The organism is Priestia abyssalis (assembly GCF_002019595.1).
Lineage (GTDB): Bacteria > Bacillota > Bacilli > Bacillales > Bacillaceae_H > Bacillus_BA > Bacillus_BA abyssalis.
In genome coordinates, this window is sequence record NZ_KV917369.1 from 4,156,623 (window position 1) to 4,169,157 (window position 12,535).

Genomic DNA, 12,535 nt, shown 5'->3' on the forward strand with positions numbered 1-12,535 from the left:
AAGCGGAGGCGACTGTTCAAAGAAAGCCAACTAAGGTCGCCGCTTCCTGCGGCAACGTCGGCATGACTCACTTCCTGTGAGCCCAAGGAAATAGGGATTGATCCATAAGGCGCCTTTTGCCTTATGAGAGCAATCATCTTTTCCCGTGCTGAGCTAGGAGCCGCAGCTAGCCAAGAAGAAAAGTAGAAGCGATTGGGAGATTAAACTAAAAAAATCCATCCCATCTCGGATGGAACAGATTGAATTGAAAGAAGCAGATTCCTGCTTCCTTCAGTGGGCGTGGCCTGGACTAAACTTCGATAACCGCAATGCTTCTTTCACTCCAAATTTATTGGTTAACTTCACCGCTTCTTTAGCCGCTCGTTTCAACGGGACTTCTCGCTCAAGTAAATTGATGAACACTTCCAAAAGATCCAGGTCTTCTTCTAAGAAGACGTATCTTCTATGCAAATCCTTACGGAATGAATAGCCGCTGTAAATTAAATGCTGACAATAGAAGAAGAGTGTATCCACCGATATATTGAGCTTATGCGCCGCCCTATCACTGTCCATGAAAGGTGCATAAATCCGATGTACAACTTCCTCTTCAATCGTTAACATGTCTTTTTCGTTCCCGTCTGTCCCATCAGATGGGACCCTTACAACGCAGCCGCTGTGAACGGTTTGAATGACTGGATGAGAATGGCTCGCTTTGGGGTAATATGCTTGCGTAAGCATCGTTTTGATTGCTTCAAGACTTGAGGCACTACCTTCTAAATGAATCATCCCAATGAACTCCATTTCTTTCTGATACTTATAAATAGAAGCTTCCAGCCTGCTTGTTACACATTCAATGTAAAGCAGCTCTCCGAAACGGTCGAATAGAAAAACGATCCCTCCCTGCTGACTTAGCTGATGCATATTCCTTTTGTGAAACACATTGTCCAAAATTCCCATTTCTGCAAGATCAATTACTCTTTTATCCATCTTACCCTCACACTCTAACGCGCCATCATTGCTTCATAGATTTTCAGATTTTGATACACCACTCCCAAAAGCGGTGTATGTATACCATGCTTACGGGCAAGCGACAGTAAATAACCTTGCAAATGATCCCCTTCAACCTGATATCCTTTCTCCATATCCCGCTGCATCGATGACTTCATTTCATATGTCATCTTCTCCATCGTGTTCATATGCTTTTGCACGATTTCCTCATGGAGGGGTGCCTTTTCCGCTCTCATAATAGCCGCTGCTTCTTGGCATAACGACTCAATGAATGCTCGGCCATTTTCCACTTCACGAATAGGACCAATCGGTGCTCTCATCAATGTTGTGACGCCTGACAATGTCGTGATAAACAAATATTTTTGCCACATATCCTGCAAAATTTGCCCGCTTAAACGAAAACTAGCTTTTGTTTGCTGAAAAGCTTCGTTTATATATGTAATGCGTTCTGTCTGTTCACCAGAAAACTCACCAAATACCACTTCATGAATCGGGCTCGTTTGCACAATTTCTCCCCTTTCATTTAACGTTGTCTCGATAAAACATAAGCCGCCCAGCACTTTTTCTTGTCCAAATGCCTCTTGAAGAACTTCCACATGTTTCATTCCATTCAACAATGGCAAAATAGCGGTTTGTTTCCCGACATACGGGCTCAAATCTTGGGTGGCTGACTGTAAATGATAAGCTTTTGTGGAAACAAGGATAAGATCAAACGGTTCTGCCGATTCGCCGGCAACGATCATTTTAGGCTGGAGCGTCATATCTCCATGAATACTATGAATGACCAAGCCTGTCTCGTTTAATTGCTCGCGCCGTTTTTCGCGAACTAAAAATGTTACGTCTTCTCCCTTTTCCAATAGGCGTCCGCCAAAATATCCGCCGACTCCCCCTGCACCTAATACTAATATTCTCATACTTGTATCCTCTCCCTTAATGTTCTTGCTTCTATTTTATCACAATCCTCCCATTTTTCTTTCTTTTCAAACTTTTATTAAAAACACATAAGGTGAGACTTCATTCATCCGATTGTACTGTCTGCTCAATCGAGATAAATCAATATAATTACAGTTTACTTCACATTTATTGTGACATTGTTATAATAAAAAATGTACAGATTCTCATAATGAAACAACCATAAGAATCATTTACATAAAAAAGGCAGGAATTAACGATATGAAAAAAGTAGAGATTTATATTTTATCAGGCTTCCTGGGGAGCGGTAAAACGACCTTATTACAACAGCTCCTCACACAGGAAAAAGAACAAAACCGCCGGATTGCGGTCGTCATGAACGAACTGGGACAAGTGTCCATCGATTCTCATGCCGTTCCAGGCGGCACACCGCTTAAAGAATTGTTGAACGGGTGTGTATGCTGTACGATTCAAGGACAGCTCGAAACACAAATCCACTCTATGCTGCAGGAGTATGAACTTGATGCCATTTATATTGAAACAACAGGCGTTGCCCATCCTGTAGAGGTACTGGACGCTTGCATGTCTCCTGCATTTGCTGATCAAATCGATATGAAAGGCATCTTGACATTAGTTGATGCAAACCGCTGGAAAGATCGCAAAAACCTGAACATTCAGCTGCAAAAGCTGCTCGTTGAACAAGTTCGCCATGCAGACATCGTGTTAATTAATAAGGTAGACACATTATCGCCGTCTGAACAGGCATCGCTTTCCTATGAAATTCAGTCAATCAACCCTCATGCTGCTTGCGTATTAACGACCTATGCCCGCATCTCACTCGAGACGGTAAAAAAACGATCCATGGGTAAAAAAACAGACCATGAGCAAGCGCATGTCGATCACCATCTTCATTTAAAAACATTTGTATATGAACAACAACAACCTTTTGATTTAGAATTATTTGAAAATTGGCTTCGCCACATGCCGGACACGATTTATCGCATGAAAGGCTATTTGACCTTTACCCATTCCAATGACTTATATATGTTCCAGTACTCTTACGGCATGCCGATTTATATGAAAGAAATGATGAAACTTCCAAAGAACCTTGTGCTCATTGGGGAAAATTTGAACCATCTCGAAATTAAGGAACAACTTAGACAATTAGAAGAACAGTCGGCTGCTCGCTCCTAAGTAAGATGAGACATCAACAAAAAATGGATTTACGCGTTTTTAATCCAGCATGAAAAAAGAGCGTCCATTATAAAATGAACGCTCTTAACTATTTTGCACCTTCCTTAGCAGTTCATGTGCATTCCCTCCCGCAAGCTGATTTAAATGCTCCCACTTTTCATCTCTTAACACATCTAACTCTACAATTTGTTTAGCTAACTCCCACATTTGTGATACATCGATTTTCGAAGCTTCCATATTTCCACGTCTCCTTCGTCTTTATTAGATTCAATTTATCACTCTCCTTTTCATTTTTCACTACAAATGTGACATTTCCTCACATTAAATTCCAACTAGATCGCATTAATTGTGTCAGCCTTTATAACACGATTAATCTCGTTATCCATGATTTTCTTTATAATTAAGGAAAAGAGTAGAAGAGGTGAACACAGGTGGCCGACAATGATTTCTCCTATCGCGACAAAAAAGTGATGTCTATCGGAATCGTCAAAGAATTGACAGGACTGTCAGAGCGCCAAATTCGTTACTACGAAAAACGAAAACTCATTTTTCCTGAACGGACTACTACCGGTATACGCAAATACTCCTTTTCCGATGTAGAACGTCTAATGGAAATTGCCGATAAAATTGAAGAAGGAATTCAAACCCATGAAATCCGCTCAGAGCTTGCAAAACAGGACAAAAAATTGAAAACGAAAGAAGTACGCGAAAAAATGCTAAAAGGTCAATTAAATGCTCACTTTAATACCCGCAAATTTTAACGTTCTGTAATCACTTGACGCATTGCTGAAAATGGCAAAACAAGCTGCCTTCACCAATCATCATGATTGAAGTGAGATTTCCTTGCTCAATACGTTGTATCGGCTGCACCCTTTAAGAAAGGAACAGTTTTTCTACCGCCGTTAAAACTTAAAAAATAGAGATTCCGGGACCATGTATTATGTCTCGGAACCTCTTTTCATTTTTTCGAACTTTTACCAAATATGAAGATGATGATCAAAAACAATACAAAGCTAATGAGCAGCGTCGTACCGCCCGCAATAAAAAAATCGTATTTGCAAAAGAACTCTTCAGGTTAATACTTTACAGGCAGGAAAAGAGAGAGTCACAATCGTTCCCTTTCCTTCATGCCCTTTCAAATCGATATGGCCGTTATATTTTTCCACGATTTTTCTTGCAATGGACAGCCCTAAACCATTTCCGCCTTTTTCCCTGCTTCGGGCTTTATCGACTCGGTAAAAACGTTGAAATACTTTTTCTTCTTCAATTGCCGGAATGCCCATTCCCCAATCTTTCACTTCCACATCAACACGGTTACCATTTCCTTGTATGTCCACTTCAATCCGTTTTTCAGTTACAGAATATTTGATAGCATTATCCAATACAATCATAAGAAGCTGACTGAGATGGTGTTCTGTTATTTTCACACTAGAAGAATCCGCTTTTGACTGGAACACAATTGAAAAATCAGGATGGACAGCCGCTACATTTTTTACGATTTTTTCCACGATTGGATCCACTTCTATAATTTCTTCTTCTGCCGCTGTACGAATGTTTTCTGCTCTGGACAACTCCAACAATTCAAGAACTAGATGCTTTAAACGATTCGTTTCATAAAGGGCCGCATCCAGAGATTCTTCTAAAATAACCGGATCTTGTTTCCCCCACCTTTTTAAAAGCCGAAGGTGCCCTTCTAACACCGCAATGGGGGTGCGGAACTCATGAGATGCATCCTCGACAAATTGCTTTTGCTGTTCAAAGGCCCCTTCAATCTCATCCATCATTCCATTGAACATATGGGTAAGTTCCGCTAACTCATCTTGTGAATCCATTTTTTCCATTCGCTGTTGAAATCCTTTTCTTTTGATATTTTTCATCATTTCGGTCAGTTCTTTTATCGGGGCAAGAAACCGTTTTGAAATAAGCCACCCCAATAAACTGCTTATAACAACGGCACTCACTCCGAAAAATGTCATAACAATAAAAAAAGCATGTGTAATCTGATCAAACCGCTCCAGTTGGCGGATTACTTGGATGGTTCCTTTTTTTCCTTCGATTGTTACAGGGGCTCTCATGATGATGGCATGACTGCCCCCTGCCTGATAGTGCTCGCGTTCCATATGCCCATCCGCTTTCCCTCTCATATCAAAAGCGGAAGATACGCCATTGGAAACGTCGACCACAATTTCCTCATCCGCTCCCATAACTGTAATTCTTTGATATTTTTCATTCAATGCCTCAATTAACGAACGACTGCTTTGAATAGATTCCTTTGATAAGTTTGCGCCCTTTTCATCATAAAAGGCAACAAGCTCTTCTAACGTCTTTTCGACCATCTTTTCTTCTTGATTGAACATCCATTTGTACACGATATGATATTGTAAAAAAGTAAATAAGAAAAAAGAAACAAAAATAATAACAGAAGATACAATCATAAATTTCCACTTTAGCGATGCATTTCGAAAAACTCTCATTGTCTCATCACATATCCCGTGCCTCTCACCGTTTCTATGTAACTTTCCTCTCCTGGCGTATCTATTTTATTTCGCAAATAGCGAACGTACACATCCACCACGTTCGTTTCCACTTCGCTCTCATATCCCCACACTTTGTTTAACAATACTTCCCGCGTTAAGACCACATTCGCATTTTCCATGAAAGTGAGCAGTAAGTCATACTCTCGCTTTGTTAAGTTCAATAATTCATCCCCTTTTTTAGCAACCCGCGCTTCTACTTCCAAACGAATATCCTTGAACACTAAAACCGGATTCGGTGTCGATGAGAAAGAAGGTAATCTTCGAAAAAGTGCACGTATACGCGCCAGCAGTTCTTCAATGGCAAAAGGTTTTGATAAATAATCGTCCGCTCCGCTGTCAAGTCCGGATACGCGATCCATTACACTATCGCGAGCCGTCAGCATCATGATGGGAGTCGTCTTTATAGCTCGAATACGACGGCACACTTCAATCCCATTCAATTGGGGAAGCATAATATCGAGCAAAATCAAGTCCCATTCTTCTCCCAATGCAAGCTCTAAACCGCTTCGTCCATCGTAAGAGACTGACACTTCATACCCTTCATATTTCAGCTCCAATTCAATAAAACGAGCCAAATTTTTCTCATCTTCAATTAATAAAATTTTTGTCATCATATGTTCCCCCTATCCGTGGACAAGTCTCCTCTCCCCATCTTATTCTTATGTACAAACAGAATCAAATTCCTTATCTATCCGCAGGAAGCTTACTTCAGGCCAAAAAACCGCTTCTATCCTCCTTCAATTTTTTTCATTACTTATCAGATTTATCATCTGGTATAAACAAAAAGATTCCGTCTTAAGATGTAAATGATTTGCCATGGTGCAGAGCACCATGGCAAATCATTTATAATACGAAATAGACCTTCCCAAAAAGTCGTCCACGGAATAACGAACTTTAAACGGAAAGGTCTATTTCGCAGGAAAAGACAATCTGTACCATACCCAATACAGAAAGCATCTCCATTTAAGCTTGGCGTTACTTTGTCAGTTTTTCATGAACACATCATGCTCACTTGAAATTTCATTTGACAATCAGGATTCTCTGTGAAAGAACATATCGATAAACGCTTGCGTAATCTCGATGGATTGAAAAACCGCCAATGATAGGGCAGTTATCGAGAAAAAAGCAAGTGGTACAAAACGAAGCCACATCATGATCGATCCCTCCCTAGTGATTTACAATGAATTTTGATTCTAGACTTTTCTCCACTTCTCCTGTTCCTTTAAGCATCCGTTTAGGTTAAATGGTTTAAGGTGTCGTGTTGAACAAACAGCCTTGCCGGCTATCTTATTACATAAGCTGTGTTTTACGATGTTTGTAAACACTATACAGGAATTCACAATCCTTTCGCACAATCTGTTGATGGAATGTGTACGAATTGAGCAACCTATGTTCTTCATCATGTCCCATCTTTAAGGATATGCTCCTTCTGTTATTGGCTGATGTGGTTTCATTATAAAAGGTTAATCTTAAATTTCTCTGTGAACTACATTAAAATTTCATGAGAAAATCAAGAGACATGAGCAGAAGCTCATGTCTCTTGATTTTCTCTTAAGCGGCTGCCGTTGGCAGCCGCTTAAGAGAACCTTTTTCAGATTACTCAAGACGGAAAACAAAAAGGCGTAAAAAGACTGAGAAATCATAATACCATTAAAATATTAATATAGATTCATAGAAACAGAGCTCAATGGAATTAGATTAATGGTAAAATAAGCAGGATATATACTTAGAAAGGAGAAAATGATGGTTGAGTCAATTTTACAGCAGAAGTGGCTGTTTTTAATTTTGGGAGAGGTTTTCTTTTCCTTATTCATCACTTGTTTTTTGCTTATTCGATATTGGTTTCAATTGAACCGTTTAAGCTTCGTCTTTATCATTTTGCTTCTTTTGAGCGACGGCTGGCTCGTACTGCTTGGCATTTTAGATTATGCCCACACTAAATCAACCAGCTTGTTTCAAATCGTTACCATTTTATTAATTCTGTATGCATTTACAATCGGGAAAAAGGATATGAAAAAACTCGACGAACAAATAAAAAGAAAAGTAGCAAAGTGGAAAGACCCTCCTACAGATGAAGATAGGAATGAACAAAACAAAGAATCCGGCTCAAATGCTTAAAATACATGCTTTTGAGCCAGCTTCCTAAACACAACTTTTCTTTCATTTCAAATCAAGTCAGACAACCGTTTCTCTGATTACGCGCCAATCGATCGGTTTTTTCTGAATTTCGGCTGATGGTTCAGCATAAATTTTGTCTTTGCCAATGAAAAGATGAGTGACCCGGTCCAAATGAATGAAAAAGCGACCATATGCACTTTCGAAAAATGTTCACGGAAAACAAATATCCCTAGGATAAGACTAATGGTCGGAGCAATGTATTGCAAAAAGCCAACCATATATAGCGGAATGAGTTTAGCCCCTTTCGCAAAATATAAAAGCGGAAAAGCCGTCGCCACACCAGCACCAATCAATAAAACATGATCCACCAACGATACAGCCAAAAAACTGGATTCTCCTTTTACAAATAAAAGCACGATATAGACAAAAGCAAGCGGCGTCACCATGAGTGTTTCAAACGTCAACCCGATCGTTGCATCCATCGGGATCATTTTTTTAACTAATCCGTACAAGCCGAAACTGAAAGCGAGCGTAAGAGACACCCACGGAAACTCCCCATACTGAAAAGTTAAAAACAACACTCCGGCAGCGGCCAATACCACAGAAATGACTTGCCATGAATTCAATTTTTCCTTCAGTACCGCAATTCCGAGCAAAATGCTTACTAATGGATTGATGTAGTATCCAAGACTTGCTTCAATGACATGCCCGTGATTGACCGCCCATATGTAAACAAACCAGTTTACGCTAATAAGCAGTGAAGCGGCCGCGAGTGAAAAGAACGCTTTCGGTGAACGGATGAACGTTTTCAATACTTGGACAGACTCTCCGGTTCGTCTTCCTGCTCCCAATAAGATAAGCATAAAGATAAATGACCAAAATACGCGATGCGCCAAAATTTCTCCAGATGGTATTTGATCCAGCAGTTTCCAATAAAGCGGTAAAAAGCCCCACATTAAATAAGCTCCGCTTGCATAAAATATTCCTGTTTTTTGATTTTGCTGCAATCTATTCTCTCTCCTTTACCTTCAAACTGACACTATCTTTGATTATAGTGGGTGACCCTTTGTTTTTACAATCATTTTCTTTCGGATTTCGAAACATATTTTTGACAAAAATCGAGAATATAATAAGAAAAGCGTAAGCGCCTTGGTCACCCCCGACAAGCATAAGACGATGCCTGGAAGAAGGAGTTCTTTCCTTCTGTAAGGAATTGGCTTATGACCTCGAGTCCCTAGGAGCCGCAACTAACCACACTTGTGACCTCGAGGGGGAGGCGCTGGAACTAGACACGAATGTTGCTAATTTTATACTTTCTGATTCAGAGAAAAAGGAGGAGATAATGTGCAAGGATCTATTTTGTGTGGAAATCTTGATACAGCCGCTGATGAGTTTATGATTACAGAAGTGAAGCATGTGCCGACCGAATCCGCTCTATCCAAACAAAAAGTGACCTCCCTTTATCGTCGAATCGAACAGCAAAGCGGAAATGAAGGCATGATGGTGACCATCAATGATGGATGGCCCATTTTTTTAACAAGCGAAGAGGTTCAGTTGCTCAAACATGACTTACATTCTATTTTGCAACAAATGTAAAGGACCCGTCACAAGAATCCAGTAAAATCAAGGATTCAGTGACGGGTCCTTTCAGGAAAAATCATTTTTTCAGCCTGTTTAGAACTTATGAGACGGTCACTACAGGCCAATTCAATTTTCTTTTCTATTTGAGCTAAGTTTTTCTTTTTTAGCCAATGGTTGAAAAAGTTCTCCGCACAACTCTCGAATTACCGATTCCCTTTCCACCTTGTAGGAAATAACTACGCACGTAGCAGGTCCCGCCGATTTGTCCAGAGGAAGGTCCACACTTCCCAGAGAAAAATCATGCCCATTTAATTGCCTTAACACATGAAGCTCATGCCCGATTCCTTTTGAACCGACAGGAATCAGTTCATAAACCCCTTCTTCACTCAACAGCTTTCGGAATAAAGATAAGGGAAGAATCTTTTCTGACTGTTCCAGCACTTCCTCGCCAACAAGAGGGCTCCCTATCACGGCAAAGCTTGCATTCCTCGGCGTTCGTGCCATCCTTTTTTCTTCTTTTTTCACTTTGCCAATCAGCGTAAAACCTACTGCTGATTGCATCAATGAAAAATTCGTTTCGCTGCTGCCAACAATCGTTATAGGTTCCAAGCCCAACTCATGGCACACAGATTCAATCCCTTGCTCATAAAGATGCCATGCAGACTCTCCGTTAAAGTCCGATATCGTAACAGATAGCGGATGCGCACCGATTGAGAGTATTTCCATCATCGCAACCCGCAAACTGTAATAGGCAACCTCTTTATACGAAACGGATACATTATCACACTCTTTTTCCCCAATTGCCCCGATATTATCAGCAGCAATGACAAGCTCTTCCTTTTCACCCAAAGGAAGAAACAACACATCACGCATTTTTGTTTTCACCTTTTGTATTCGAACGGAATACTTTCGCGCTGCGGACATACTCGACATCTTTCACATTCGCTCTTGCATTCGCCACTCTGGCCGCTGCAAAGAAATAATCAGACAGGCGGTTTAAATATTGCATGACCGCTTCATTGATTGGATGCGTTTTTTGAACCGTCACAACAAGACGTTCAGCACGACGGGCAATGGTTCGGCAAATATGCAGCGTCGTAGCTGCAGGTGTCCCTCCCGGTAAAATAAAGCGCTCAATCGGCGGTGCCTCATTCATGTACACATCAATTCGGCTTTCGAGCTGACTAATCATCTTTTCATTCACTTTATACGGATGACCTTGTTTAGCAAAAGCGAGATCGCTTCCGCAGTCAAACAACTCATGCTGTATGTTCACCAGTTCTTCCTGCAAATCTTGAAACGCTTCTTCTTCCAGCTTGTAAATCGCCTGTCCGACAAAGCTGTTCAGCTCATCGATTGTTCCATACGCTTCTACACGAAGGTCGTCCTTATCGACTCGCCCTCCGATTAAACTCGTTTTACCTTTATCTCCTGTTCTTGTATAAATGTTCATCTTCTTTCTTCTCCCTTCAGCCGAGTCGGAATACCATACCAAATTTGATCGACTCTATCCGCTTTTTTTACGATAAGCTGATACACATATCCGCATGCATCACGCCACATTCTATCTTCTTCCTCCATCGGAACAATTCCTTTTCCAATTTCTGTTCCAATGAGCACTAACCGGTCGCACTGTTTGTCCCATCGTGAAATGGCTTGTTCCAAAAATGCAGATGCTTCTTTCACCGTAAATCCTTTAACAATGAGTTCTCTTACCCACACTTCCACTCCTTCAAATACCGTCACTCTGCCTGCTTCCACGCTTTTTGGAATTTCCGCCTGTTCGTAGGCGGATATCCATATGACACCTTGCTCTTTATATGTATCCTTCACCCATTTTCGTTTTCCATTAAAGGCACCGCCAAATACGAAATGCATTGCTTTTTGCTCCTTGCCGTTTGAATTGTATGAATCCATTGTCCTCCTTCACCGGGAGAAAAATGCCAGTCCCAAAACTGCTTTTTCTCAGCCGAAAAAGCGGATGCCAACCGTTTTAACACACCGCCATGACTGACGATGACAAGATGTTTACCGTTACACGCGAGCAGCTTGGCAACCGAAAGGTCCCACGCCTGCCAAATTCGTTCAGAAAACTCGTCAAATCGTTCTCCATTTTCAACGGGAATTTGAAAAGGGTCATTTAACCATGACTGATACGTGCTCCGCTCTTGAAGCTCATCATGCGTCTTCCCTTCCCATTCACCAAAATGCAATTCCCGCCATTCTTTCATTGGAATATACGGTATGTTTGGATACAAAATGGCCGCGGTTTCCCGACAACGCTGCAAATCACTCCCAACAACCAAGTCTGGAGAATGGGGATAATATTCCCGGCAATTCATCAACTGGACTTTCCCTTGTTCGGCTAAGGGCTGATCCGTCCAACCGATATAAGCCTTCCTCTCATTCCCCTCGGTTACCCCGTGACGAATACATGTAATAACCAACTGCTCATCCAAAGCCATGTTTCTCCCCCCTCAATTGCAGCCCCAACTGTATCTCCTGTCATACCGCCAAATTGCTTGTGAATAAAATGGCGATAAAGAATATAAAAAATCCCCATTGCTAGAAGAAGGGATAGTACAATGATGTTATTTTCGGCCATCATCAAAAAGAAGACAACAAATAATGTGCTTTGTGCCATATATCTTTTCTTTAGTGAAGAAGTGACGCCTTGTTGAAAGTAAGAGGCCAGTCCTTTTTCTTTTGCAGTTTGTTCCGTCATTAAAAGCCGCCCTGCCATCATACGGGGCATTACTAAAATGAAAGCAATCGTATACCAAGAGATTCTTTCCAACAAAAGAAGCTCATAAATCGCCGCCCATCGTATGCTCAATAAAAACAAAAGCGACAGCACGGCAAAGGAACCGATATGAGGATCACTCAAAATTTCCAGCTTCTTCTCTTTTTCACGTCTGGAAAAATAGGCATCACTCACATCCATCCAGCCGTCAAGGTGCAGCCCGCCCGTCAACCCGATTCCCACCAATACAATACATAAAGCCAGAACCGCCGTCGAGGAAAATATACTCTCAAAAACAAGCAAAAAGAAAAAGAGAAATCCCGCTATTCCAAGTCCGATAACAGGAAGCCATAAGAGCGTCCGTGCCGCCCTTTTGCTTGTCCAATCGACCGTTTTTGCCGCAGGGAAAATCGTATAAAACTGAAGCGCCATCCTTGCTGTGTTTACCCATTCCTTCATTTTC

16 protein-coding genes are annotated in these 12,535 nt (G+C 41.2%); 4 read left to right on the forward strand and 12 right to left on the reverse strand.

Going from position 1 to position 12,535, the window contains the following annotated elements; translation table 11 throughout:
* Positions 1-270: 270 nt before the first annotated feature.
* Both BK575_RS19755 and panE read right to left on the reverse strand, forming a co-directional pair.
* A complete protein-coding gene (locus BK575_RS19755) occupies positions 271-966 on the reverse strand; it encodes a hypothetical protein (protein ID WP_078413006.1) in 696 nt (231 codons plus the stop codon).
* A gap of 14 nt (positions 967-980) precedes the next feature.
* Positions 981-1,901 (reverse strand): 2-dehydropantoate 2-reductase, encoded by a 921-nt coding sequence (panE, locus tag BK575_RS19760; RefSeq protein ID WP_078413008.1) that lies wholly within the window; start codon positions 1,899-1,901, stop codon positions 981-983.
* A 259-nt stretch (positions 1,902-2,160) separates the two neighbouring features.
* Between panE and BK575_RS19765 the strand changes: the two genes are divergently transcribed.
* On the forward strand, positions 2,161-3,093 hold the full coding sequence (locus tag BK575_RS19765) for a CobW family GTP-binding protein (RefSeq protein ID WP_078413010.1): 933 nt from the start codon (positions 2,161-2,163) through the stop codon (positions 3,091-3,093).
* 84 nt (positions 3,094-3,177) lie between these two features.
* Here the strand turns inward: BK575_RS19765 and BK575_RS28770 are convergent, their stop codons facing one another.
* Entirely contained in the window at positions 3,178-3,330 is a 153-nt protein-coding gene (locus tag BK575_RS28770) for a hypothetical protein (protein WP_169907913.1), read from the reverse strand.
* Between the two features lie 233 nt (positions 3,331-3,563).
* Here BK575_RS28770 and BK575_RS19770 point away from each other — a divergent pair, with 233 nt between their 5' ends.
* On the forward strand, positions 3,564-3,854 hold the full coding sequence (locus tag BK575_RS19770; protein ID WP_051395346.1) for a MerR family transcriptional regulator: 291 nt from the start codon (positions 3,564-3,566) through the stop codon (positions 3,852-3,854).
* A gap of 309 nt (positions 3,855-4,163) precedes the next feature.
* On the opposite strand, the gene BK575_RS19775 is transcribed toward BK575_RS19770, so the two are convergent.
* The 3 genes from BK575_RS19775 to BK575_RS29435 form a co-directional block, all read right to left on the reverse strand.
* Positions 4,164-5,528 carry a HAMP domain-containing sensor histidine kinase gene (locus tag BK575_RS19775; protein WP_169907915.1) on the reverse strand — a complete coding sequence of 455 codons (1,365 nt, stop codon included), beginning with the start codon at positions 5,526-5,528 and terminating at the stop codon, positions 4,164-4,166.
* A gap of 35 nt (positions 5,529-5,563) precedes the next feature.
* Complete coding sequence (locus tag BK575_RS19780; protein ID WP_078413024.1) at positions 5,564-6,241, reverse strand: response regulator transcription factor; 678 nt, start codon at positions 6,239-6,241, stop codon at positions 5,564-5,566.
* A 420-nt stretch (positions 6,242-6,661) separates the two neighbouring features.
* Positions 6,662-6,784 (reverse strand): hypothetical protein, encoded by a 123-nt coding sequence (locus BK575_RS29435; RefSeq protein ID WP_268877746.1) that lies wholly within the window; start codon positions 6,782-6,784, stop codon positions 6,662-6,664.
* Positions 6,785-7,370: 586 nt separating this feature from the next.
* Between BK575_RS29435 and BK575_RS19785 the strand changes: the two genes are divergently transcribed.
* The gene (locus BK575_RS19785; protein ID WP_139368080.1) at positions 7,371-7,748 is read left to right on the forward strand and encodes a hypothetical protein; all 378 of its coding nucleotides are present in this window, start codon (positions 7,371-7,373) and stop codon (positions 7,746-7,748) included.
* A 77-nt stretch (positions 7,749-7,825) separates the two neighbouring features.
* Here the strand turns inward: BK575_RS19785 and rarD are convergent, their stop codons facing one another.
* A complete protein-coding gene (gene rarD / locus BK575_RS19790) occupies positions 7,826-8,704 on the reverse strand; it encodes an EamA family transporter RarD (protein WP_078414883.1) in 879 nt (292 codons plus the stop codon).
* Positions 8,705-9,092: 388 nt separating this feature from the next.
* Between rarD and BK575_RS19795 the strand changes: the two genes are divergently transcribed.
* Positions 9,093-9,344, forward strand: coding sequence for a hypothetical protein (locus BK575_RS19795; RefSeq protein ID WP_078413028.1), 252 nt, complete (start codon positions 9,093-9,095; stop codon positions 9,342-9,344).
* Between the two features lie 111 nt (positions 9,345-9,455).
* On the opposite strand, the gene BK575_RS19800 is transcribed toward BK575_RS19795, so the two are convergent.
* From BK575_RS19800 to cobS, 5 genes are read right to left on the reverse strand one after another with little or no spacing between them, the layout of a single operon-like run.
* Positions 9,456-10,202 (reverse strand): hypothetical protein, encoded by a 747-nt coding sequence (locus tag BK575_RS19800; RefSeq protein ID WP_078413030.1) that lies wholly within the window; start codon positions 10,200-10,202, stop codon positions 9,456-9,458.
* Complete coding sequence (locus BK575_RS19805; protein ID WP_078413032.1) at positions 10,195-10,782, reverse strand: cob(I)yrinic acid a,c-diamide adenosyltransferase; 588 nt, start codon at positions 10,780-10,782, stop codon at positions 10,195-10,197. The genes BK575_RS19800 and BK575_RS19805 overlap by 8 nt, the downstream gene beginning before the upstream one ends.
* Positions 10,779-11,207, reverse strand: a complete 429-nt coding sequence (locus BK575_RS19810) for a bifunctional adenosylcobinamide kinase/adenosylcobinamide-phosphate guanylyltransferase (RefSeq protein ID WP_078413034.1) — start codon at positions 11,205-11,207, stop codon at positions 10,779-10,781. Before BK575_RS19810 ends, BK575_RS19805 begins: the two co-directional genes overlap by 4 nt.
* Entirely contained in the window at positions 11,159-11,794 is a 636-nt protein-coding gene (locus BK575_RS19815; RefSeq protein WP_078413036.1) for a histidine phosphatase family protein, read from the reverse strand. The genes BK575_RS19810 and BK575_RS19815 overlap by 49 nt, the downstream gene beginning before the upstream one ends.
* Positions 11,746-12,531 (reverse strand): adenosylcobinamide-GDP ribazoletransferase, encoded by a 786-nt coding sequence (cobS, locus tag BK575_RS19820; protein WP_078414884.1) that lies wholly within the window; start codon positions 12,529-12,531, stop codon positions 11,746-11,748. Before cobS ends, BK575_RS19815 begins: the two co-directional genes overlap by 49 nt.
* Between the last annotated feature and the right edge of the window lie 4 nt (positions 12,532-12,535).

Bases quoted from the DNA above. Each gene is read 5' to 3' on its own strand.
- BK575_RS19780 (WP_078413024.1), bottom strand. From the start codon at position 6,241: ATGACAAAAATTTTATTAATTGAAGATGAGAAAAATTTGGCTCGTTTT.
- BK575_RS28770 (WP_169907913.1), bottom strand. From the start codon at position 3,330: ATGGAAGCTTCGAAAATCGATGTATCACAAATGTGGGAGTTAGCTAAA.
- BK575_RS19770 (WP_051395346.1), top strand. From the start codon at position 3,564: ATGTCTATCGGAATCGTCAAAGAATTGACAGGACTGTCAGAGCGCCAA.
- cobS (WP_078414884.1), bottom strand. From the start codon at position 12,531: ATGAAGGAATGGGTAAACACAGCAAGGATGGCGCTTCAGTTTTATACG.
- BK575_RS19785 (WP_139368080.1), top strand. From the start codon at position 7,371: ATGATGGTTGAGTCAATTTTACAGCAGAAGTGGCTGTTTTTAATTTTG.
- BK575_RS19800 (WP_078413030.1), bottom strand. From the start codon at position 10,202: ATGCGTGATGTGTTGTTTCTTCCTTTGGGTGAAAAGGAAGAGCTTGTC.
- rarD (WP_078414883.1), bottom strand. From the start codon at position 8,704: ATGTGGGGCTTTTTACCGCTTTATTGGAAACTGCTGGATCAAATACCA.
- BK575_RS19805 (WP_078413032.1), bottom strand. From the start codon at position 10,782: ATGAACATTTATACAAGAACAGGAGATAAAGGTAAAACGAGTTTAATC.
- BK575_RS19755 (WP_078413006.1), bottom strand. From the start codon at position 966: ATGGATAAAAGAGTAATTGATCTTGCAGAAATGGGAATTTTGGACAAT.
- panE (WP_078413008.1), bottom strand. From the start codon at position 1,901: ATGAGAATATTAGTATTAGGTGCAGGGGGAGTCGGCGGATATTTTGGC.
- BK575_RS19810 (WP_078413034.1), bottom strand. From the start codon at position 11,207: ATGCATTTCGTATTTGGCGGTGCCTTTAATGGAAAACGAAAATGGGTG.
- BK575_RS19765 (WP_078413010.1), top strand. From the start codon at position 2,161: ATGAAAAAAGTAGAGATTTATATTTTATCAGGCTTCCTGGGGAGCGGT.
- BK575_RS19815 (WP_078413036.1), bottom strand. From the start codon at position 11,794: ATGGCTTTGGATGAGCAGTTGGTTATTACATGTATTCGTCACGGGGTA.
- BK575_RS29435 (WP_268877746.1), bottom strand. From the start codon at position 6,784: ATGATGTGGCTTCGTTTTGTACCACTTGCTTTTTTCTCGATAACTGCC.
- BK575_RS19775 (WP_169907915.1), bottom strand. From the start codon at position 5,528: ATGATTGTATCTTCTGTTATTATTTTTGTTTCTTTTTTCTTATTTACT.